The organism is uncultured Vibrio sp. (assembly GCF_947488985.1).
In the GTDB taxonomy this organism is placed as follows: Bacteria; Pseudomonadota; Gammaproteobacteria; order Enterobacterales; family Vibrionaceae; genus Vibrio.
The window spans coordinates 1-21,868 of record NZ_CANLBV010000066.1 but is presented as its reverse complement, the minus strand read 5'-3'; the positions used below and the strand labels follow the sequence as shown (position 1 = coordinate 21,868).

The 21,868-nt window shown below is 45.0% G+C and carries 16 protein-coding genes; 5 read left to right on the top strand and 11 right to left on the bottom strand.

Annotated features, from left to right (window positions below):
- Positions 1–268: 268 nt before the first annotated feature.
- Complete coding sequence (locus Q1A70_RS13930; protein WP_299692454.1) at positions 269–2,299, bottom strand: TonB-dependent receptor; 2,031 nt, start codon at positions 2,297–2,299, stop codon at positions 269–271.
- A 407-nt stretch (positions 2,300–2,706) separates the two neighbouring features.
- The gene (locus Q1A70_RS13925; protein ID WP_299692457.1) at positions 2,707–3,627 is read right to left on the bottom strand and encodes a LysR family transcriptional regulator; all 921 of its coding nucleotides are present in this window, start codon (positions 3,625–3,627) and stop codon (positions 2,707–2,709) included.
- Between the two features lie 391 nt (positions 3,628–4,018).
- On the opposite strand from Q1A70_RS13925, the gene Q1A70_RS13920 reads away from it, so the two are divergent.
- Positions 4,019–4,258 (top strand): PAS factor family protein, encoded by a 240-nt coding sequence (locus tag Q1A70_RS13920; protein ID WP_299692460.1) that lies wholly within the window; start codon positions 4,019–4,021, stop codon positions 4,256–4,258.
- Between the two features lie 212 nt (positions 4,259–4,470).
- On the opposite strand, the gene Q1A70_RS13915 is transcribed toward Q1A70_RS13920, so the two are convergent.
- From Q1A70_RS13915 to Q1A70_RS13905, 3 genes are read right to left on the bottom strand one after another with little or no spacing between them, the layout of a single operon-like run.
- On the bottom strand, positions 4,471–5,667 hold the full coding sequence (locus Q1A70_RS13915) for an ABC transporter substrate-binding protein (protein WP_299692464.1): 1,197 nt from the start codon (positions 5,665–5,667) through the stop codon (positions 4,471–4,473).
- Positions 5,667–7,190, bottom strand: coding sequence for a sensor histidine kinase (locus Q1A70_RS13910; protein ID WP_299692466.1), 1,524 nt, complete (start codon positions 7,188–7,190; stop codon positions 5,667–5,669). The genes Q1A70_RS13915 and Q1A70_RS13910 overlap by 1 nt, the downstream gene beginning before the upstream one ends.
- A complete protein-coding gene (locus Q1A70_RS13905; protein ID WP_299692469.1) occupies positions 7,174–7,854 on the bottom strand; it encodes a response regulator transcription factor in 681 nt (226 codons plus the stop codon). Before Q1A70_RS13905 ends, Q1A70_RS13910 begins: the two co-directional genes overlap by 17 nt.
- Before the next feature lie 177 nt (positions 7,855–8,031).
- On the opposite strand from Q1A70_RS13905, the gene tcuA reads away from it, so the two are divergent.
- The 3 genes from tcuA (at position 8,032) to Q1A70_RS13890 (ending at position 11,941) form a co-directional block, all read left to right on the top strand.
- The gene (tcuA, locus tag Q1A70_RS13900; RefSeq protein ID WP_299692472.1) at positions 8,032–9,417 is read left to right on the top strand and encodes an FAD-dependent tricarballylate dehydrogenase TcuA; all 1,386 of its coding nucleotides are present in this window, start codon (positions 8,032–8,034) and stop codon (positions 9,415–9,417) included.
- Positions 9,404–10,492 carry a tricarballylate utilization 4Fe-4S protein TcuB gene (gene tcuB / locus Q1A70_RS13895; protein WP_299692474.1) on the top strand — a complete coding sequence of 363 codons (1,089 nt, stop codon included), beginning with the start codon at positions 9,404–9,406 and terminating at the stop codon, positions 10,490–10,492. Before tcuA ends, tcuB begins: the two co-directional genes overlap by 14 nt.
- Before the next feature lie 336 nt (positions 10,493–10,828).
- A complete protein-coding gene (locus tag Q1A70_RS13890; protein WP_299692477.1) occupies positions 10,829–11,941 on the top strand; it encodes a tripartite tricarboxylate transporter substrate-binding protein in 1,113 nt (370 codons plus the stop codon).
- Between the two features lie 285 nt (positions 11,942–12,226).
- On the opposite strand, the gene Q1A70_RS13885 is transcribed toward Q1A70_RS13890, so the two are convergent.
- The 6 genes from Q1A70_RS13885 to Q1A70_RS13860 all read right to left on the bottom strand — a co-directional run bounded on the left by Q1A70_RS13885 (position 12,227) and on the right by Q1A70_RS13860 (position 20,098).
- On the bottom strand, positions 12,227–12,610 hold the full coding sequence (locus tag Q1A70_RS13885) for a BLUF domain-containing protein (RefSeq protein WP_299692480.1): 384 nt from the start codon (positions 12,608–12,610) through the stop codon (positions 12,227–12,229).
- The gene (locus Q1A70_RS13880) at positions 12,576–13,256 is read right to left on the bottom strand and encodes a GGDEF domain-containing protein (protein WP_299692483.1); all 681 of its coding nucleotides are present in this window, start codon (positions 13,254–13,256) and stop codon (positions 12,576–12,578) included. Before Q1A70_RS13880 ends, Q1A70_RS13885 begins: the two co-directional genes overlap by 35 nt.
- 257 nt (positions 13,257–13,513) lie before the next feature.
- Positions 13,514–15,196 (bottom strand): GTPase, encoded by a 1,683-nt coding sequence (locus Q1A70_RS13875; RefSeq protein WP_299692486.1) that lies wholly within the window; start codon positions 15,194–15,196, stop codon positions 13,514–13,516.
- Positions 15,183–16,298: a GTPase gene (locus tag Q1A70_RS13870; protein WP_299692489.1), complete on the bottom strand. Its 1,116-nt coding sequence runs from the start codon at positions 16,296–16,298 to the stop codon at positions 15,183–15,185. Before Q1A70_RS13870 ends, Q1A70_RS13875 begins: the two co-directional genes overlap by 14 nt.
- 300 nt (positions 16,299–16,598) lie before the next feature.
- Positions 16,599–18,215: a polysaccharide lyase 6 family protein gene (locus Q1A70_RS13865; protein WP_299692492.1), complete on the bottom strand. Its 1,617-nt coding sequence runs from the start codon at positions 18,213–18,215 to the stop codon at positions 16,599–16,601.
- Positions 18,216–18,325: 110 nt separating this feature from the next.
- Complete coding sequence (locus Q1A70_RS13860) at positions 18,326–20,098, bottom strand: transporter (RefSeq protein WP_299692495.1); 1,773 nt, start codon at positions 20,096–20,098, stop codon at positions 18,326–18,328.
- Between the two features lie 626 nt (positions 20,099–20,724).
- Between Q1A70_RS13860 and Q1A70_RS13855 the strand changes: the two genes are divergently transcribed.
- A complete protein-coding gene (locus tag Q1A70_RS13855) occupies positions 20,725–21,822 on the top strand; it encodes an MASE1 domain-containing protein (protein WP_299692498.1) in 1,098 nt (365 codons plus the stop codon).
- Positions 21,823–21,868: the final 46 nt, after the last annotated feature.

Below are 21,868 nucleotides of genomic sequence, written 5' to 3'. Positions count from 1 at the left end.
CGCAGGCTCTTTGGCATCTCGAATTAATGATAACTTTCAAGTTCTCAAGCCTGCATCTTCAAGTTGAACGAGTATAAGGTAATTTGGACAAGTCCTCTACCCTAGTCCAAATTATCAATATCATACTTTACCAATATTGTCTCGAACACAGTCAATCACAATAAGATCTAAAAAACCCACACTCGCTGAACGCTTTACAAGCATCAAACCAGTGTGGGTTTTTATTAAGTTCGCCAGCTCAACCGCGAGCCTTTATGTCAATTGCCGATTAGAAATCAGCCGTTAGACCTACATAGTAAGTACGTGGCTCTTCAACATAACCTAGGTATTCCAACTCGTCAGAAACCGCTTCATTGGTTAAGTTAGTGATACCACCACGAATTCGAAGTGAATCGTTAACGTTGTAGATCGCACCAAGGTTCAATGTGGTGTAGGCATCTTGAGTTAGATCACTTTCGATTTGACGCTCACCACGGTAACGCGCGCTGATGAAGGTATTTAGACCGTAGTTAGGGCTCCAGTTCAGCTTAACAAAGCCTGAGTGCTTGTAACGCTCAAGTAGTTGCTCACCTGTTGATTTGTCTTCAGTATCCAAGTATGTGTAGTTACCAGATACATCCCACGCATCAGAGATCTGATACATACCTCCTAGCTCAAGACCTTGAATGATCGCTTCAGAGACGTTTTCGTAAGTTTTTTCGCCTAGTTCACCCGTTGGTGAACCATCTGGGTTTTCACATTGAAGCGCCCTCTCGTTCCAATCACCACCTTGTGGGCAGTAACCCTCTGTTCTGTCAATCAGATCATTGATTTCATTACGGAACAGCGCAGCTTCAATATTCCAACGAGGCTGCGTATACACAGTCGCTAGTTCGTAGTTTAAGCTGGTTTCTGGTTTCAGGTCTTCGTTACCGACTAAAGCACAACTGCCTTTACAGCTTGGTACTTGGTAATCAGGCTGGTTTTGCGTCAAAGTTGGCGCTTTGAATGCTTTACCTATACCACCTTTGATGATCAAGTCATTGGTTGTTTGGTGTACCAAGTACACACGTGGGCTGAACTCTTCACCGTACAGTTCATGTTTGTCTAAACGACCACCCAGTGTTGCCGTTAGCTTATCGTTCACTAACCATTGGTCTTGAATAAACAATGCACCTTGGTAAGCTTCCGAAGTACCACTTACTAGGTTTTCTTTATTCGTTAGCTCACTCAGTTGGTAGTCCATACCAAATGTTAAGGTATGGTTCTCGCCAAGATAAGTGGTTGCAGACGCTTCAACAATTTGAGTTAACTCTTCGATATCACTGCTGAAGTTATTGCCTAGGTCGGCCGCATCGTTGTCTGTTACGCTCTCACGAGAATAACGAACCTGTGTATCACCCCAGCTCCAAAAACCACTGTGTGTGATCGCTTGGCTGTTGCGCACAACTCGCGTATCAGATTCAATCACAGACGTTGAACTTTCCGCTGCTGATTCACGCTCGTCGTCACTGTAACCAAAATCAAAATCGATGGTTTGATTGTCTGTTGCGTGCCAAGTTAGGCTTGCTAATACACTTAACGTATCACGCTCTTCTAACGCCGTGATGTCTTTACGATCATAACCTGAGCTGTGTGTACCCGAGTATGGTTTCCAAGCATCGCGACCTGTTTGGTTTACAGATAAACGCGCAAACAATTCATCGTCAATCAAGGCACCCGAAGTGGTTAGTCCTACTGAGTGCTCTTGTCCACCATCACCGTCTAATGGAGACGACGTGTCCATATTGATGGTGGTACTCCAATCGTTATCTGGCGCTTTAGTAATGATGTTGATCGTACCACCCATACCATCAGAGCCGTACAGTGCCGACATTGGACCACGGATGATTTCAACACGTTCAATTGAATCCGCTGGAATAGTAGATAAGTCGAAGTCGTTACCACGGATGATGGCACTCGCCGAACTTAAGCGACGACCATTGACCATAATAAGTGTGTAATCAGAATCCATACCACGAATAGAGATCATCTGACGACCCGCACGAGTACTATCAAAGTCAGACTCGACACTCGTTGATTCAGCAACGATGTCTGCCAAGGTAATGCTTGGGTTGTCTTCAATATCTTGCGCGGTGATCACCGACATAGAAGCCGGTGCTTTTTTCAAAGCCATCTCTGTACGAGTTGCCGTAACAACCATTTGCTCATCTGTATCTTTTACTTCTTCCAGTGCTAACACGTTAGCCGAAAGTGAAGTACAAATAACAGCGACTGCGAGCGATAAAGGTTTGCGAATCAAAAGGGATCTCTCAGACATGATATTCATTCTTATATGTGAGTGGTAATGATAATGGTTTTCATTAAACAGTCAGTTACCTCGCTAATCAATGAAAGTTTCATACAATAACTCGATTCCCATTATTCATAACGAGCATACAAAAGATGGGGTGTGTATAATTAATTTAAGTTAATTGCATTTGATAGGCTTGATGAATAAGTGGGTAAATAGCTACCCTATTCCGAATTGACCGACGATTATTTGCATGCCTATAGATCATGGCGATACCGTTATCAGTGATGCATCTATCGCTGAGAACGGTATTAATCTGAGGAGGGTGATGTAAACAGATACCTGGTATACAGAGGGCTATGTATACCGAGCCTATATATACAAAGAGCTAAGTATACAATGAGCTATGTATATAATGAGCATGTATGCAAATGTTAGCTATACAGTTCTTTAAAGATATTACGCACCCAACGGCACATAGGGTCATTATGAAAGCGCTTATGCCAATATAAATAAACATCTTCAGAGGGGTGTCTCAATGCGTTCGGTACGCGCTTACAGACCAAATTTCGCTGCTTGGCGGCTTGCTCGGCAAACGGGGTCGGCAAGTGGAAAATGATGTCAGTTGCTTCGGCCATATCAGGCGCAACATTAAAGTTGGATAATTGAATTGGGATAGACAAGCGGCGCTGTTTATCAATCAGGCCCAAATCCTTAAATCGGTTTTCAATCGCGAGCTTTTTATCACCTTGCAATGAGATCTGCCCGAGCTGGCTATTCAAAAGATCATCAACGGTGACTTCTTTCTCGGCTAACGGATGGTCTTTACTCATCAGCAAGCGGTAGTCACGGCTGACCACAAACATGCGGTATAAGTTTTGCTCTGAGCTTAATGGCTCATTGGTCGACAACACAAAGTGTGCATCGCCAGAGAGTAAGGGTTCAAAGTGTCGTTTAGGGATAGAGTCCACGTCCACAACCATATTTGGCGCTTGCTGACGTATTTCCGCGACCACTTTTGGTAACAAGTGAGAGATTTGAGGAACCAAGCCAAAAAAGCGCACCGTACTGTCACTGTTCTGTGGTTCGAATACATCGCCATGAACCAGCTTTTCTAGGCGTGTCAGCACGGAATTAAGATCTTGCTTAATCGCTTCGGCTTTCGGCGTTAATTCATAGCCATAAGCCGCTCTCACTAACAAGTCATCATTAAACACAGTACGCAATTTTTGTAGAGAGCGACTCACGGTTGGCTGGCTCATATCCAGCGCCAATGCGGTATTTGAAACGTGCTTTTCTTCAAGGAGGTGTTTCAGAATCACCAATAAATTGAGGTCGACTTGGGCGAGATTCATTATGCAAATATTCACAAAATAGTAAATTCAATATGTGCATAGTGTATTTGTGTCACTACAAATACAATTGATAACCACTCTTGTTTTGATCTAAAGCAAGTAGGACGCTTACTCGTTGCCTACCCGCGAGTTTTTAGTTGCCTAGCAAGGCGTTTTTAGCGAGCGACAAGCGAATCCATTTCGTCACCACAAGCTAATCAATTTAGCTACGGCAAGTCAGTCCATTGAATTACAGACAAGCCAGCCCACTTACACTTAGTTGACGACAAATAAGTGAATGCGGTCACTTAAATAATACGGTAGATTTGCACTATTGTATGACATATGTCACTGTAATATTCTTGAAAAAGATTATAGAATGAACATCTCCCACTCAAAGATTAGAATGCGTATGAACACGACTACAACTCTCATTTATGACACGTTAAAAGGCCTTGCTGCTCAAGCCCCTGAGCACCATGCTGAGATCCGCCAGCGATTATATGAGCAATTAGGCCTTCCATTTGAGAAACAACTTTCTTTATATGCCAATGTGTTAGGGCCTATAAGTTCAGGTAAGTTATCTGGAAGCGACAATATTGATAAAGCTGTAGGCTTGGCGCTCGATGTCTTAGAAGGCAGAAGCAACTAGCGTAGATTTCAGCACCGAAACAGCAAATTCAGTACTGAACATGCAACACCGAAACGGCCCAGCTCCCCCCCCCAACGGGTCGTTTCTCCCCTCGCTCTAGTCATACATATCCATTTTTCTAGCCTATCTCAGATCATACAAGCTTACGTTATACAAACCTCACACCATCAATTCAGTTATCCGTGCCAAGCGTTAGCGTTGGCCGCTGCACATCAGTCTTCTTCAGGTGACCAGCCTACGATCAGCGCACTCTTCCATTCATTGATCAGCACTTCTCGTTTCAGTTTATCGGTCATAATAAGTAAGCGCAGCCCTAAAGGAATACTTCGTATGGGGCCCCGCTCTTGCTGAAAATAGAGCTCACTGCGCTTTATTGGGCTGTTACCTGCTACGTGACTGTTACCTGCTAGATGATGGTCATCCGCTGGGCGCTTATTAGCCGCAGAGTGATTATTACTCGCAGAGTAGCTAGTACCTGTTGAGTGGCTCGTGACACTGGTTCGGATCGGTGACAAACTTGAAGATTCAGCCAAAATCTGTTGCCCATTTATCGAGAGTAAGAAATCGATATAACGCCTTGCCGCATAAGGATTTGGGGCATCTTTCTTAATAAAGGCGGTGCGCATAATCGCGGTGGTGTAGTCTTTAGGCAGCAGCAGTTTTATGTGTGGGTTAGAACGCGTCACGCTGTTGGCATAGGTACCAAGCACGTTATAGGCAAAGGCAATTTTTCCCTTATTGAGTGCGTCGAGCATCGCTTTACTACTTGAGTAGAGCTTTGCGTTGTGGATGCCGAATGACTCTAATATTCGCCCATAACTGGCCGTTTGTTGGCTGTCATAGGACCAAAGCAAGTAGCCGACACCGACACTGTCTATGTCAAACGTCCCAATTAAACCGTCCATTTGGTCGCTGTAGTTACGTATAAATTCGAGCATATCGGCTCGCGTTTGCAGCTCTGAGACGGGCTCTTTGGCGATGGTTTCTAGCAGTTGGTGATTATAGGCGATCACTGCGGGCTCGTAAGTAAACGCAAAGATCTCATTTCGCCATTTTGCTCGACTGGGCAAACTTTGAGTCTCTAAAGATAAGTAGGGCTGCGCATTACCATCGTTGACCAACTTAACTTGAAGATCCATCGCCGAGCTTGCAATCACATCGGTTGAGTCATACTCGCCACTCAACATATTGTGATACAGGTCGATGGTGCTCTCTTCAATATAGGTGAGTTCTATATCTGGGTTACGACGGCGAAACTCGACCAGCAGCGGTCTTATCTCTTCAATGTCTGCGGCCCCTCGAACCAATAACTCACTGCTTTTCAGCCTTTGCTCAACGCTCGGCGAGGCATTGGCGACGGATAAACAGCATAATCCTATGCCCACACTGATCGCTGTCCACACTTTCATCACCTCACCTCCACGTGCGTAGGGAATGTAAACTTCATAATCAGCCCTTGTGGCTTGTTATCGAGAAGTTCGAGCTGCGCATGATGGTAGTCGGCGATCTCCTTGACGATGGAGAGGCCAAGCCCTGTACCGGAGCGAGGATTGGTTGGGCTGTGATAAAATCGCTCGAATACATGCTCTTTTTCTTCGTCTTTAATGCCGACACCAAAATCTCTGACCAGCAAGATCACCCGGTTTTCGCCCTCGACCTTGTGCAGCTCAATATCAATGCTATCCCCCTGTTTTGAATACTTAATTGAGTTTTCGATAACGTTACGCAGCATTTGCTGTAATACAAAATCGTCGCCAACGACGGTGGCTTCTGCCTCACCGATATAGCCAATATCCACCCCATTGTGCAGCGCGGCGAGTACCACATCACGACAGACTTGTTTCGCCAGTTCATCCAAACGCACTAACTGCAACTGTTGGCTCTGCATACGGTGCGACAAGGTTGCGCGTTCAAGTAACTGGTCAATGGTGCTGCTGAGCATATCGCACGACTCCAACACCCGTTTTAGCTGCATTTGCCTGAGTGTTTCGTCTGGCTCTGTGATTGCGTTTTCGGTCTGAGATTTAATGCCCGCTAACGGCGTTCTCAATTGATGAGCGGCTTCCGCTGTGAAGCTTTCAAGGCGTTCAAGGCTGCTGCTGATCTGCCCCATAAAACGGTTAATACTGCTGACAAGGGGCACAATTTCAGCCGGTACCACGTGATTAATCGGCGTTAAATCGGACGGGTTACGCTTGGCAATGCTGCGATTTAATCGGTGAATAGGCTGTAAGGTTTGCCAGATCACCACCAGCACCAAAAAGAAGCCGATACAGATAAAGGGAAACACCAATTGAATGGCATTGAGGGTAATGTCGCCAGCTAAGCTTTGCCTCGCGCGCTGCGTTTGACCAATGATAATAGTGACAACCCCTGAGTAATGGGGTTCAGTGAGTAATTTACCAAACGCGATAAAACGAACCACTTCACCACTGTAAGGGGCATCGTAGAACACAGGTTCAGTCAGTGAAGTAGACTGCTTTTCCACCAAGGAATACCAGTTATCCGGTAGGGGAAGATCTTGATAGCCAGTCACGTAATTACCATGAATGTCGATAACCTGATAGAAGGCTCGATCTTCTTCTGCGATCGACAGAGTTTCAAAGACCGACCAAGGTAAATTGGCGGTGATCTTATGATCTTGAATAGTGATGGTTTCTGATATCTGTAACGCCGCCCCCGTTAAAAATTGGTCAAACGAGTTGTTTGCGGTCTGCCGACCATAGTTGTCAGCAAGAATGTAAACCACGGTTCCCATAATGATCACCAGCCCAACCGACATCGCAATAAACTGGCTGCGTATCGAGCGCTTACCTATGCCTGCTAAATACCCCAAATTTCCTAGCTGACCGATGTTTTCTAGATGACCTGTATTTTCTCGCTGACCAGTGCTGCTATGGTTAGAGGTTAAGGGGTTATCGATTGGGCTCATGATACGCCTCAAGTAAGTAACCTAAACCACGCAGCGTTCTAATTTCGATATCGCTGGCTTGCAGCTTTTTACGCAATCGTCCGACATACAATTCCACCGCATTCGGGCTTGGGGCTTCATCAAAATTGCATAAGCGATCAAGCAACTCGTCTTTGCTCATCACCTTTCCTGTATTGCTGAGAAAAATTTCCAATAAGCGAAACTCACGCTGTTTAATGTCGATCAATTGCTCATCAACCATGACAGTGCAAGCGTTTCTATCTAGGCTGAGATTGCCGTATCGGATGACATTTTCCGCTTGCCCGCGATTTCGCCTTAGCATTGCACGTAAGCGCGCTTCTAACTCACCAAAATCAAACGGCTTAGTTAAGTAGTCGTCAGCACCGAGATCTAACAATTGGATTCGATCTTCCACCTGCCCTCTTGCTGTCAAAATCAGCACAGGCGTAGAGGTACCTCGATGCCGGAGCTTCTTCAGAACCTGATCGCCATTCATCTTCGGCAAGTTGAGGTCAAGGATAATGAAATCGTACTCATGGCGCTGCAATATCAAGTCAGCCTCTAAGCCATTTTGAACCAGATCGACCCCGTGTCCTTGGCGTTGGATCCTTTGAACGATCGCTTCGCCCAATACCTCGTCGTCTTCTACAACCAGTAATCTCATTACTCTCCCCCATTTGCCGAATCGATAGCCTACTCTAGATCATTTCTTTTTATGCGCCATCAGTTGTTCAATAAAAAAACGCGTTTTGTGATTTCTGCACGACAGGTTTGTGACAGGCTTGCCCGTTATCATCGTTTTGAAAATCCTATAAAAACAATCAAATTCAGGTGGACAAGGATGAAGAAAGATTACGACGTGGTCGTTATTGGCGGAGGCAATGCCGCTCTATGTGCAGCAATGACAGCGGCTGAGGCCGGCGCAAGCGTTATGATACTGGAAGGCGCGCCCAAGTCTTATCGAGGCGGCAACTCTCGACACACCCGAAACTTTAGGTGTATGCATTCAGAGCCAATGAATGTCTTGGTCGATAGCTACAGCGAAGACGAGTTCTTTGATGATTTAATGAAAGTCACCAAAGGCAAAACCGACGAAAACCTTGCACGCTTGGTGATCCGTAACACCAAAGAATGTTACCAGTGGATGGAGCAACGCGGCGTGCGTTTTCAGCCGTCATTATCCGGCACGCTATCATTGGCTCGCACCAATGCGTTCTTTATGGGCGGAGGTAAATCACTGGTGAATGCTTATTACCGTACCGCTGAAAAGTTAGGGGTCGATATCTTATATGAAGCGCAAGTCACCAACCTTGAGATTAACAATGAGCAAGTGACTGAAATTCAATTTCAGCATCAGGGCGCGTCTAAGATTCTTTCTCCCAACAGCGTGGTGGTCGCCTCTGGTGGTTTCCAAGCGGATCGCGATTGGCTGGTGGATGCTTGGGGCCCTTCGGCGAAAAACTTCCTGATCCGTGGCACACCCTACAACCGAGGTGTGGTGCTGAAAAGCTTACTCGACAACGGCGCTCAGTCTGTTGGCGACCCAACACAATGTCACGCGGTAGCAATTGATGGCCGTTCACCGCAATATGATGGGGGCATTGTCACGCGACTCGATTGCGTGCCTTTCTCTGTGGTTGTGAACAAGCACGGTCAGCGTTTTTATGATGAGGGCGAAGATGTGTGGCCAAAGCGCTATGCCATATGGGGCAGACTGGTTGCAGACCAACCTGAGCAAACGGGTTATGTGGTGATTGATTCAAAATCGATCAACCTATTCATGCCGTCGGTATTCCCACCAATAAAAGCCGATTCTCTTGAAGAGTTAGCCGAAAAAATGGGCTTAGATCCACAAGCGCTCGAAAGCACAATTTCTGAATTTAACGCTGCTTGCCGCCCCGGAAAGTTCCACCCGACAGAGCTCGATGGATTATCAACCGAAGGGCTTGAGCCAGCGAAAACCAACTGGGCAAGGCCTATCGACAGCCCACCGTATTATGGCTATAGCCTAAAAACCGGCGTGACCTTCACCTACCTAGGGTTAAAGGTCAATGAAAACGCCCAAGTTCAAGGCAATGACAGCCAAATTAAAAATTTATGGGCCGCAGGTGAAACCATGGCAGGGTCGATTCTCGGCCAAGGTTATCTCGCTGGGTTTGGTATGGCGATAGGCACCGTTTTCGGTCGTATTGCAGGTAAGGAGGCCGCAAGTTATGCAAAACGCTAATTCAGTTCAAACCATCGAAGTTACCGATATTTCTTCATTCCAAGAGGCACGTCGTCAGTTAGAAATTTGTAATGCGTGCCGTTATTGCGAAGGCTATTGCTCGGTGTTCCCTGCAGTTCATAAAGAGCGCAGTTTTAGCGATGCCAATATTCAACAGCTCGCCAACCTTTGCCATAACTGTCGTGGCTGTTTTTACGCGTGTCAGTTTACAGCTCCGCACCAATTTGAGTTAAATGTTCCCAAAGCGCTGGCGGAAGTACGTCAAGACTCTTGGCAGAAACACGCCTTTCCGGCCGCGTTTGCGACTCGATTCCACAAAAGTGGCGTGGCGATCGCCTCACTGGTGATCCTTGCTTTCGCGCTAGTGATGATGATCATGCAAAGCTCACCAGCATCTGGCGATACGACTTTCTATGATTTAGTTCCGCATAAAGTGCTAGTGGCGATTTTCACACCGCTGTTCTTGTTTCCCCTATTGGCAATTGTCATCAGTTTGCGTAACTACTGGCAGAGCATCGAAGGTCAAAAGATCAAACTGAGTCATATCAAAGGGGCCTTTGTCAGTGCGGGTAAAATGAAGAACCTAGCTGGGGGTCATGGTGATGGCTGTAACTTCGAAGAGGAAGATAAGTTTTCCCACGCTCGACGTTACTATCACCAAGCCACCATGTGGGGCTTCCTACTCTGCTTTGCTGCCACCAGCGTGGCAACCTTATTGCACTATCTATTTAATATCCCAGCGCCTTATGGTTTCTTCTCGTTGCCTAAGCTTCTTGGGGTTTCCGGCGGAGTATTGCTCAGTATCGGCACATTCGGTTTGATGGTGTTAAAAACCAAAGCCGACAAAAATTTAGGTGATGCGCGAGTATGGGGTGGCGAGATGGCCTTTGTTGCGCTGCTGTTTGCCGTCAGCACCACCGGCTTGCTGCTGTGGCTACTTTCAGCAACCTCACTACTGCCACTGATCCTTGCGGTTCACTTGGCCAGTGTTGCAGCGCTGTTCGTGTTAATGCCTTACAGTAAAATGGTGCATGGATTCTTCCGCTTGGCGGCGCTGATCCGTAACGAGCAGTAGCCCTAACACAGGTAATAATCCTAAATGAGCAACCAATGACCTCGCTACATATTGCGGGGTCATTTTATTTGCCACGTCTTCACGTGCCTACACACAAGCAATCAATCAAGCAGAGTATAGAGCCTACCTAATCACTCTTACGGGACTTATCGTCTAGCACCTCACACCTAGCAAAGATCAACCTTTCTTTAACGCCAATTTAACAAAAAACACATGACAGGTCAGTGACAGATTGCCTCAGTACTGTGAACTCAGCTTGATACCTCAGCGATAAAAGCAACGGCGAATAAATACAGCCGAATAACACTAATCAGCGAATGGACGAGAGGCAAATACATGAGTAAACAACAACACAAATTAACACTCGGTAAACTAGTACGTCATTTGGCAATGGGGCTGGGCGTCACTATCGCAGCCATGTCTGCTCCCATAATGGCAAAGGAAGTTGACCTTTCCGGAAAACGTGTCGAATGGATCGTACCATTCAAAGAAGGCGGCGGCTCTGATACCTGGGCTCGCTTTTACGCGCCGATGCTTTCAAAGCACTTACCCGGTGAGCCGACGGTTGTGATTAAGAACATCCCCGGTGGAGGGTCAACCAAAGGGGCTAACCAATTCCAACGCCGTGCGAAAACCAATGGGCTGAATGTACTCGGGACCTCTGGTTCGACACAGTTTCCGTATTTACTCAACGACAAGCGCGTGAAATACAAATACAAAGATTGGAAAGCGGTATTAGCAACACCCACTGGCGGTGTGTTCTATGTCAGCAAAGATCTAGGGATCAGCTCTGCCGAAGAGTTGGTTGAACTGCGTGGCAAAGAGCTCAAATACGCAAGTCAAGGCGCGACTTCGCTCGACTTAGTTCCTTTGCTAGCACTCGATATCTTAGACATTCCCGTGCAAGCGATTTTCGGCATGAAGGGCCGTGGTGCTGGTCGCCTCGCGTTTGAACGTGGCGAAGTGAATACTGATTATCAAACCAGTGCCGGATACATCAAGAAAGTAATGCCGCTTGTTGAAGAAGGCAAAGCCATTCCTATTATGTCTTGGGGGGTACTGAATGCTGATGGTGAGCTTGAACGAGATCCTACCTTCCCAGATCTGCCCCACTTTGCTGAAGTCTATGAAATGGTTCATGGTAAAAAGCCAGAAGGTCGTGAGTTTAATGTCTGGAAAGCCTTCTTTGTTGCAGGCTTTGCCGCTCAAAAAGGGATTTTCTTACCCAAAGGAACACCGGACGACATAGTGCAAGCGTGGCGTAAAGCGGCTGCCGAGGTGGTGGAATCTGAGGAATACAAACAACGTTCACCACAAGTGCTTGGCCTTTACCCTCAAGCGGTAAATGACAACTCCGCCAAAGCCTTTGAGATAGCACTGAACATTTCTGACGATGACCGCCAATGGGTGCGCGATTGGTTGACCAACAATTACAACGTGCGTTTTTAATTCTCAGCTAACCAAACAGTCAAATACCGATCTTCAAAAAATTAAGGCTCACTTAATCGTATTAAGTGAGCCCTAATTAAACATAGACTTGGCGTTTAATTTCACTAACTGAACTTCAATCGCTTAGTGTTTTCTCAAAATCTACTTTTCGCTCGCTAGAGACTGAAGAGTGGCTAAACTGAACAATGGCGTGTGGAGGCTTAAGTGTGGAAGGTGGAGATGCGTAATAAACGCACCTTCACTTTTGATAAGTCAGGTCTACCTTATACTTAATGACCTAAGCGATTAGCCCAGCGGCAACGACTTATCTATTACCTCATAAAAACGATGAGAGCTAAAATCGCTATTGCTAAGTGACTCTGCCATCGGTTTATCCGCTAAACAGAGATAGCCCATTGACCAATCTTGATATCGACGCTCAAAAACCTCTCCTGTAGAAAGAGTGGTAACGTCATGATGTCGAGGATCTCTCTTAATACGCTCATAGAGGTCATCGATATTGTTTGGTGGACCTTCAATATATTGAATAAAACCATGAGTATGAGTAACCAGTACCCCACTGATATCGACGGCTGAGTTGTGCGACCTCGCGACATTGAGTATCTCGTCTAGATCAACGTTTTTTAATATTGCACTACTTTTGTAAATGATATGTTTTAGTTTCGCCATTCTCTTTCATCCATTTTTTATTGAAGTACATATCACTGTCGGCTGATTTAAGCGTTTCAGAAAAATTCTGATTGAGGTTGTACGCCCAGCCCAGACTGAATTCTATGCCTAAACTCTTTAGTTCAATATTAGTTTCGATACGCTCAATGATCGTCGAGACTTTTCCGAGTGCATTGGCGCATAGAACGATAAACTCATCGCCACCGTAGCGAATCACCACATCTGAACTTCTCACGCTGTCTTGAAGCACACCAGAAAACGTGGCAATAATGTCATTGCCATGAGCATGACCAAACACGTCATTATGATGCTTCATGTTATTAATATCGAAAAACATCAGCAGAGTATTCTTATCCATGAATAACTCATCGAGTTTACTGAGATAGTTGAAGTTTCTTAAGCCAGTGAGCTGATCATAGGTATATTCTTCTTCCAATACCTTCTGTTGCTCATTAATTAAATTGAGCCCTACCTTGATACAGGCTTTGATTTGATGAGCATCGGTTAGCTTATCGATTGAGATGTGAATAGCCTGCGTGATCACTTTGAACTTTTCCTGCTCCGCTAAGTTGGAGATGGACCTGATATCATCAAACTTCTGTTTATCGAAGCTATTGTTGACCAACATGTCTAAATATTCATACATCAACGCCGTATCATTAAGCGAATCGCGCTTAATTTTCAGGTTGGACAATTGTCGGTCTAGTATATCGCAATACTCGATTAGCTTGCGCCGATGGGAAGTCATAGTGAATAAAGTGCTACTTTGTTGGCATTAGATTAAGTTTAGGTAAGCATCAATCACTATACAACCTCTTGCCTATTGACTTTGATCACAAACCTAACTTAGCACATCTATGCTGGGGACCCTGTTATTTCAATCTTTGGTTCCCGATCCTTTCGTTACTTTTTCTTAAGTACCTTTTTTATCGCCATTTCGGCCAGTTTCGGCGTCGTCACTTTCAATGCACTGGGTGCCACCTTCTTACCCGCTTTGACTGCTTTATTCAGTTGCCCTTTAACCGATGTGCCTCTTTTCATAGCTTCTAAACGTTGGCGGTTTCTTTGAACATTATTGGCATCAGCGATACGCTCGATCAGCGTCTGCCTTAATGTATCGAAACCAAACTTTACCTTTTCTGGTGCAATCGCCAACGGCAAAGCAATGTCTGGCTGCAACAGTGTTTGATTATATTCGAGCGCTTGAGCAATGATCTTCGCTTTGGCCGATGTTGGATTCTCTAAGTAATACGGCGGCTGCCACTCATCTACAGGCTTTAATCTATCGACTTGATTGACAACTAAGACAACGATCGGCTTCTTACGTGAGATGTTCTCCGCGTCGTCATAGAAAGCATCCAATCTATCTTTCAACTGCTTATCCAAATCACGTGCAGACTGATTGGCTTTAAGTACCCAAAGCACCATATCGGCTTGGGTCATCTCTTTCAGCATTAAGGCTTCAGTTTTAGGATTGCCATCAAGCCCTTGAAGGTCTACTACTCGCACATCATTGCCATCGACAAACGCGTTGTAAACCGTTGAAGTATCCGTTGATGGCAGTACATCCACTTCTGCAATCAGCTCTTGCTTAAGTGCATTAATGATCGAGGATTTCCCTGAACTGGTTTGCCCCACCAGCACAATTCGCACGGGTTCTAACTCTGGAGCAAAGCGTTGTTCATCTAGCTCAGACACATCGGACGCTTTCAGCGCCTCATCTTCAATACTAAAACGTCCGCTATAGAGATCAATCGCCACCGCAGCGACTTCATCTAACAAGGCTTGTTTAGCGGCGTATTGCATGTCATCAACCACACCTCTAGTCATCGATGCGGTCGCTTGCTCTCGACCCAAATCGGAAATGACTTTTATCGGATTCAAATAGAGGTTTTTGAGGTGATTCCCCCAAATAGCGGCCTTAACGATCTTCTGCCCTAGGTCGCCATATTTGTCATAGGCTTCATAGCCCGCTTTAATGTAAGAAACCTTGAGATACTCAATGCCCGGAATATGCTCTCGCACTACCAGTTTGTAACGTCGGCTCACCTCTTCGAACAGCTTTAGCCCTTCAGGAATCGAGAAATCGAGCGATTTCTTATCAAACTTTTTCGCCACAAATTCAAGTACCTTTAAACCGGTTTGATCTAGGTTGCCCCACTCTATGTCGACCATTAATTGTTGGCGTACATGGTGTTTTGAATCATTCCAAATCGACAGTTCTCTTTGAGACCAATCAACCGAGGCCTTAACCAATGCATCGTTAATATCAGCTTTTTTATGTTGTGATTCAGAACTTCCCCTACTAATGTCGTCGCTCTCTTTATTTGAGAAGGGCTCCGTACTGGAAGAGCGGCGTGAAGAATCGCGTGAAGAGCGGCTAGAAATAAACAGAGGAATGGTGAACATCAAGGTACTCACGGCAACTGCAATCGACATTTCGAGTAGGTAACCGTATTTGATCGCCAAGAAGACACCAAAACCCATCATGATAATGCTTGGTAAGATAGCCGAAATCAGGGCAATGCCCCAGCGGCCGCTCGATAGCACCGCCAGTAATCGAAATAGGTTTCTAATTTTCTTCATAGCCCGATGCCGCCTTTCCTTTTTTCAGGGATTCTTTGTAGATCTTCTGCATCTCTTGTTCAGACACTGCTTCGCCTTTGTTCTTATGATAGAAGTAAAAACAAGCCGCGCGCCCTAAACCATAAGAGGTGCCAAAACTCATAGCCGCTGCAGCCACCGCACCTACCGTTTGACCATAAACTGGGATCAGTTTTATCAACTGTCGAGTGCCTAGCTTCATTCCGTATTGCAAAGCAAAGCTGCTTCCAAGTGTGCCTATCAATTCACTGAAGACTCGCTTGTTCCACTCGACCGCATATTGATTCGCCAAGCTATGAAGCATTTTGGCCTGAATCGCAGGTACCGATACCAAACCAACACCTGGAATCAGGTCACTCGCCGCCGCACTGCCTGCATACCAAAGCACTTCGTTTTCTACTTGATCAAAGTTGGCTTCTTCTTGCGTGGAGTGCTCTTTGTCTTGCACCATCATTCCGATCACCGGAAGAATACTGGTCAGCTTTTCTAACAAGCTCTCATAGTTGTAAACCGCTTCGCTGTTAGACGTAGCGTTGTCATCGACTTCAAAATCGACCGCTACCGATTCAACTCCTTTACCCCAAGACTTCTCTACTTGGTTGGTGTTGAACTGAATCTGCCTTGCTCGATCTGTTTCACTGGAAGACAACACCGCCGTATGAACCAGCAACAAGTGTTTAATCTTCTTTTGTTTCTTAATCTTTTTTAGAGCCGCAAGCACAGCAGACTGTTCAGGTTCGTCGGCTTTCATCACCACCACTAACGCATTGCCAGTTTGGCTCACCTGTTCAAGATCTTCTTTGGGATCATAATTCGCTTCACCTAATCCTCGGGTATCAAGAAAGCGCATCACAGGCTTGTCTTGCGGAAACGCATACGACATCGCCGTCATGGTGCAGGGAGCAAAACCATTGCCAACTTCAACAGAAGAATCCCCTGTGACCGCTTGAATAAAGGATGACTTGCCCGCACCCGTTTTGCCCAAAAGCCACAATGTAGGAAGATGCTTGCGCTGATATTCATGGGCCTGAGTAAGGTCTGGGTTCTTACTCGGATTAATGAAGTCTTTTATTTGATCAAACATGTTTAGAGTAGCGCTCGCTTGATGTTGAGGTTCAGGTTAATAGAAAAGTAATACAGGATTATATAACCATAAATTAAACAACGCGTCAGCCTGTAGCAAATCCTTGGCCGTTCAAGGTTCAAGGTTCAAGGTTCAAGGTTCAAAGGTACGGATTCAAAAAAGCATAAAAAAGCCCCAATAGAGATGCGTCTGTTGGGGCTTTCAGGGATGGTAGCTAGAAAATCTATCTAGTCATCCATCTATTTAGCTTTTAGTTTAACTAGCGGCGAATAAGCGACGCTCAACAGATAACTGTAAAGGCTACTTAGTCGTGTTTTCAAGCACGTAATCTGGGCCTGCGGTTTCAGCCGTTACGACCGTCAGTTTTGAAATGTCTGCGCCTGTGCCTTGGTAAGCGTTCATGCCTTTCTCAATCGCCACTTTTGGTAGCTCAACCGAGTAGCCTTCGATCAGCTCTGAGTCGGTCACTTGACCCACATACGTTTCGTCGGTGTAAGTCGCATCCACTAATGGGTAATCATGGGTTGCTCGTACACTAATAAACTCTGGTGATTGCGAGTTATCTACTACATTGTGACGGAAGGCAATATCAACACCAGCATAAATATTTTCAACTTCTGAGTTGTCAAACAGGCTCACACGGTGAGTTTGGTTACCGTAGATAATGCCCCACTCGGTATCGACTAGTGAGTTATTTTCAATCGTGATGTTTTTCGGTGTCCATTGCTTATTCAGCTCTTTGCCTTTCACCGATTGATCTAACTGCTCGCCGTTTGCGACATCAATGATCCCGGTGTTGATCACAATACCGCCACGTAGGTCAGCATTGCCTTCAATCTCACCGTCACGTCCACGAGTGCCAGCAATGTAGTTGTTACGAATCACATGATCTTCATCGTAGATACGAATGCCAGCCGTTAGGTTCTTTTCGTTACCTAAAATCACGTTATTTTCAACACTGTTGCCTTTACCGTGACGCAGTGAAATCAGGGCAGCACTTTGGAAAATCGTATTACCGGAGATAGTGTTACCACCGGATTTAATAGAGATAAGCTCACGCTCACCATCCATATCGATCATTAAGTTGTCGACAAACTGTGAATTTGAATCCCACTGAGATGCTTTCGAGTCACCTATACGGATCGCTTCCCAGCTGTTGCCGTTATAACGAATTGCTTCTTTGATATCCAATTCGTTAAATTGATTCTGTCTCTGATCCATGAAGATGTTATTCGCGATCAAGTGGTTGTCTGGTGTGTCATCTTTTTGTACACCAATCAAAGTACCGCGTTTTTGCTTACCTTCGAAACGGTTGTTGATCACTTTACCGTCTTTACCCCATAGAGAAACCCATAGGTATCTTGGGTATTCAGAGCGACGCTCATCAGGCTCATACGCGTAATCATGGTTAAAGTAGTAGAATGTTGAGTTTTGTAGTGTGTTGCTATTACCCATCATACGTACAGCGCCAAATCTTTCGTTTGGACCACCTTCGGTAAACACTAAACCGTCTAGCGTAATATCGTCACCTTTCAGCTCAAACTGAACCAAGCCAGTCAACCATGCAGCACCTGCTTGCTCGGCTTTAATCGTGATGTTGTTCGCGGTAATAGTGATTTGACCTAAGTTGGCGTATTTGCCGTTAGGGATCACAACTTCGTCACCGTCTTTAAGGTTTTCAAATTGTGTTTTAAGAGCGCTCATTTGCGCTTCTGATGCAACGGCCAGCGTATTGCCATCAACCTCAGTTAAACGGTCACTACTCAAAAGGTAGCTGCGGTCGATTTCGCTAACAGTATGCACGGCTTGTTCAGCGGCGCTGGCAGCAGGTGCCTTATTTTCTTGACCAGTACAGCCAGCAACGAAAGCTAATGTAAACGCGCTAATAATGCTTACTGAAATTAATTTTTTTTTCATCGTACATCTCACATTAAATAATGGATATCAAAATAACGGCCACCTAAATTGGTGGCCGTTGTATTAAGTATACTTGCTAATTTTTATAGCTTACTTTTTGTTTGTCGAGTTTAGCTTTCTGCTGTAGTAACGTCGTCTTGCTGCTCAACTTTGTCATCTACCGCTTTCACAAGAAGTAAACCAACAGCAAAGACAATCAAGCCACACAGAACGAATACCATGCGTCCCCAAATTGGGTTAGGCAGTACGAACATAGTCATCACGCCCACACCCGCTACCGCGATAAGTGAACCCAACATACGGCGTTGCTTGTTATCCAGTTTCTTCTGTTCATTACTTTCAGCAACTAGTGGTGTCGCTAGGTTGTTGAAGAACTTGTCTACGTCTTTCTCACGGTGCTCAGCAAGAGGCTTGTAGAACAGTGTTGATAGTACGAAGAAGCCAGCAGTAAATATGATGTGACCGATAAGGCCGATAGCCACTTTCAGGTCAGCCCACTCACGGCCTGTTAGCTCGTTTAGACCGAACCAGTTTTGAATCATGTCCGCTGTGATAACGAAACCAACGAAGTAAGAAACCACACCACCTACAACTAGCGTGCCCCAACCTGCCCAATCCGGTGTTTTACGGATGAAGAAGCCACAGAATGCTGGAATCGTCATTGGGAAGCCGATCAATGCGCCCACGTACATCATGGTGTCGAAAAGGCTCAGACCTTTAAGAGAGTTGATGAACAGAGCAACCAAGATGATAGCAATACCAAAGAACGTAGACGTTAGCTTAGAAACAACCATTAGCTCTTTTTCTGTCGCTGTAGGGCGAACAATCGGCTCATAGAAGTTCTTAACAAAGATACCTGAGTTACGGTTTAGACCAGAGTCCATTGAAGACATAGTCGCCGCAAACATCGCTGCAATCAGAAGACCAACCATACCCGCTGGCATGTATTCTTCAACAAAGTATAGATAAGCGAAGTCAGCTGCTTTGCTGCCTGCCTCTGGGTAAGCTGCAGCTAGATCAACACCTTGACCCGCCATGAACCATGAAGGCATGAACCAAATAATTGGACCAAGCGTCATCAGTATACATGCAAGCAATGCTGCTTTACGTGCGTTATTTGAATCTTTCGCCGCTAGGTAACGGTAAGAGTTCAGCATGTTGTTGGTAATACTGAACTGCTTCAAGAAGATGAATACAGCCCAGATGCTGAAGATGCTCATGTAGTTAAGGTTGTCACCCGTGATGAACGAATCCGTTGGGAAGTCGCTAATGATTTGCGTAACACCGCCACCGTGGTAAATAGCAACAACTGCACATGTCACCGTTACCGCCATGATGATCACCATCTGCATAAAGTCAGATGCGATTACCGCCCAAGAGCCACCCGTCACTGACATGACTAGTACAACCAGACCCGTTAGGATAATCGTTGTTGTCATATCAAAGCCGAAGATACCCGATGCGATGATCGCTAGACCATTCAACCAGATACCTGCAGAGATAACGCTGTTTGGCATACCAGACCAAGTGAATACTTGCTCATTAACTTTACCAAAACGCATACGAATCGCTTCAATTACCGTCACAACACGTAGTTGGCGGAATTTAGGAGCGAAGTAAAGGTAGTTCATTAGGTAACCGAACGCGTTAGCGATGAAGATAATCGCTACCGCAAAACCATCGGTAAAAGCTTTACCTGCGGCACCGGTAAATGTCCACGCACTGAACTGAGTCATAAATGCCGTAGCACCTACCATCCACCACAGCATGTTACCTCCCCCACGGAAGTAGTCGCTTGTTGTACTTGTAAATGTTCTGAACATCCACCCTATCGCAATTAAGAATAGGAAGTAGATGCCAACAATAAGCGTATTGAGTTCCATCTTTAGACCTTTTATTTATGTTTTGTTGGGGGCACTATAGATAGATGATAGATATATTTGTACTACAATAATTTAAATACGTGACGATGATCTTAGACTCTACTGACTAATTAGTAACACAAGTGATCAAGTTCAAATTTGTACGACTTTTAAGAACACTCCACTCGCTAATAATTAGAAAATCAGCCAAAAATAATCAGAAAAAGCCAAAACATGGTGCCGTCCTACTTAAAACCGGTATAATCTGGTTAAATATCAATCAGCTCAATAATAATTTTCTCAAAAATGTCGTTAATAAGCGCTCGATTCATATATCCACCAAATGCATCCCCAAAACTCATTTGTCGTACAAATTCTCATTTTGCTTAACATCTAATATTAAATAAAATGGTTCGAGCCACAGGCAATGACATTAAGTGAAAGTCGACAAAAATAGCGTTGACCTTTTCGTCGTTCCCCTATTTAAAGCCGCTGCTGGACATTGGTTTCTTTACACTCGATGTACGTAAAGAAGTGAATTGGCTTTGCATCCAATTCACAGTTAATCTTCATAATCATTTCGTCGCTATGCAACATCACTTCTATTAACTACACTTATCTCGCAACCCATTGTTACGGTAATGTTAATGGAAGTTGAGAATGACAATCTCTATGACGAAGCTAAACTGACCTCGCAAAACTCACCGCTACCCAATCGTGCTAATGCGACTATTGGTCGCTATGTGGTACTCGCGGTACTGTACTTTGTAACGGTATACTTGTTTTTTGTACAGGGCTCTAAACACCAACCCTCAACACTGTGGGCTCCAGCTGGCATCGCGTTAGCAGGTTGTCTAATATGGCAATATCGCTTTTTGCCTGTCGTTCTGGTTGGTTCCATCGCTGTCAGCCTTGCGATTCAAAAAGTACACCTTAATAGTCTCGACTCATTTTCGATATCGTTAGCTCTTGGACTGGGGTTAGTTTCCACCTTCCAATCTTGGATTAACTATCGTTTGATTGAACATTTATCGCTCGACATTACTAATGCCCCTTGTTTACGCAAAGTGGCGACTTTCATTGGTGTTGCTCTTGTTTGCTGCTTTTTTGGTGGCTTAGCGACCAATATCCTATATCAAGAATTTGTGACTGGTCACCATGGGGGCTCCTATTGGTCAAACATGGCTATCTTATGGCTTGGTAACTTCTTGGGCGTTATCATTATTACTCCCATCTTATTGGTTATTTTTCACTCTTCACATCACTTTGTCCAAACATTACCGCAATCAAGAGCACTCGTGATCCCTTTGATACTGTTACTGCTGACACTGGCTATTATTCAAAAATATACGAATGAATTTGTGCAAAATAAAATACACCATCAAATTCAAGTGCGTTCGGAATTGGTTGAAAAGTCACTCAATCATCAATTAGAAAATTATCTGGATTCATTGTCATCACTCGCGATGAAACTTTCAGGGAATGAAGACATCACACAAAAAGAATTTAGACAAATTGCCTTACCTCTCATCGAGCAAAATCAGGGGATAAGAGCGCTATCATGGAACCCCATCATAGAATCGGACCAAGTATCGGCATTTGAACAAAACGTAGACCATGATGCTTCTAGCACGTTTAAAGTCAGAGGGGACCCACTGCATACAAACGATCCACTGGTGGTCGTAAAATGGATTGAGCCATTTGCAGCAAATATAAAAGGTTCATCGCGGATTAGCGGGAACTAAAAACAAAAACGGTAGTAAGTGATATGGTTTAGTCGCCAAACAAAAA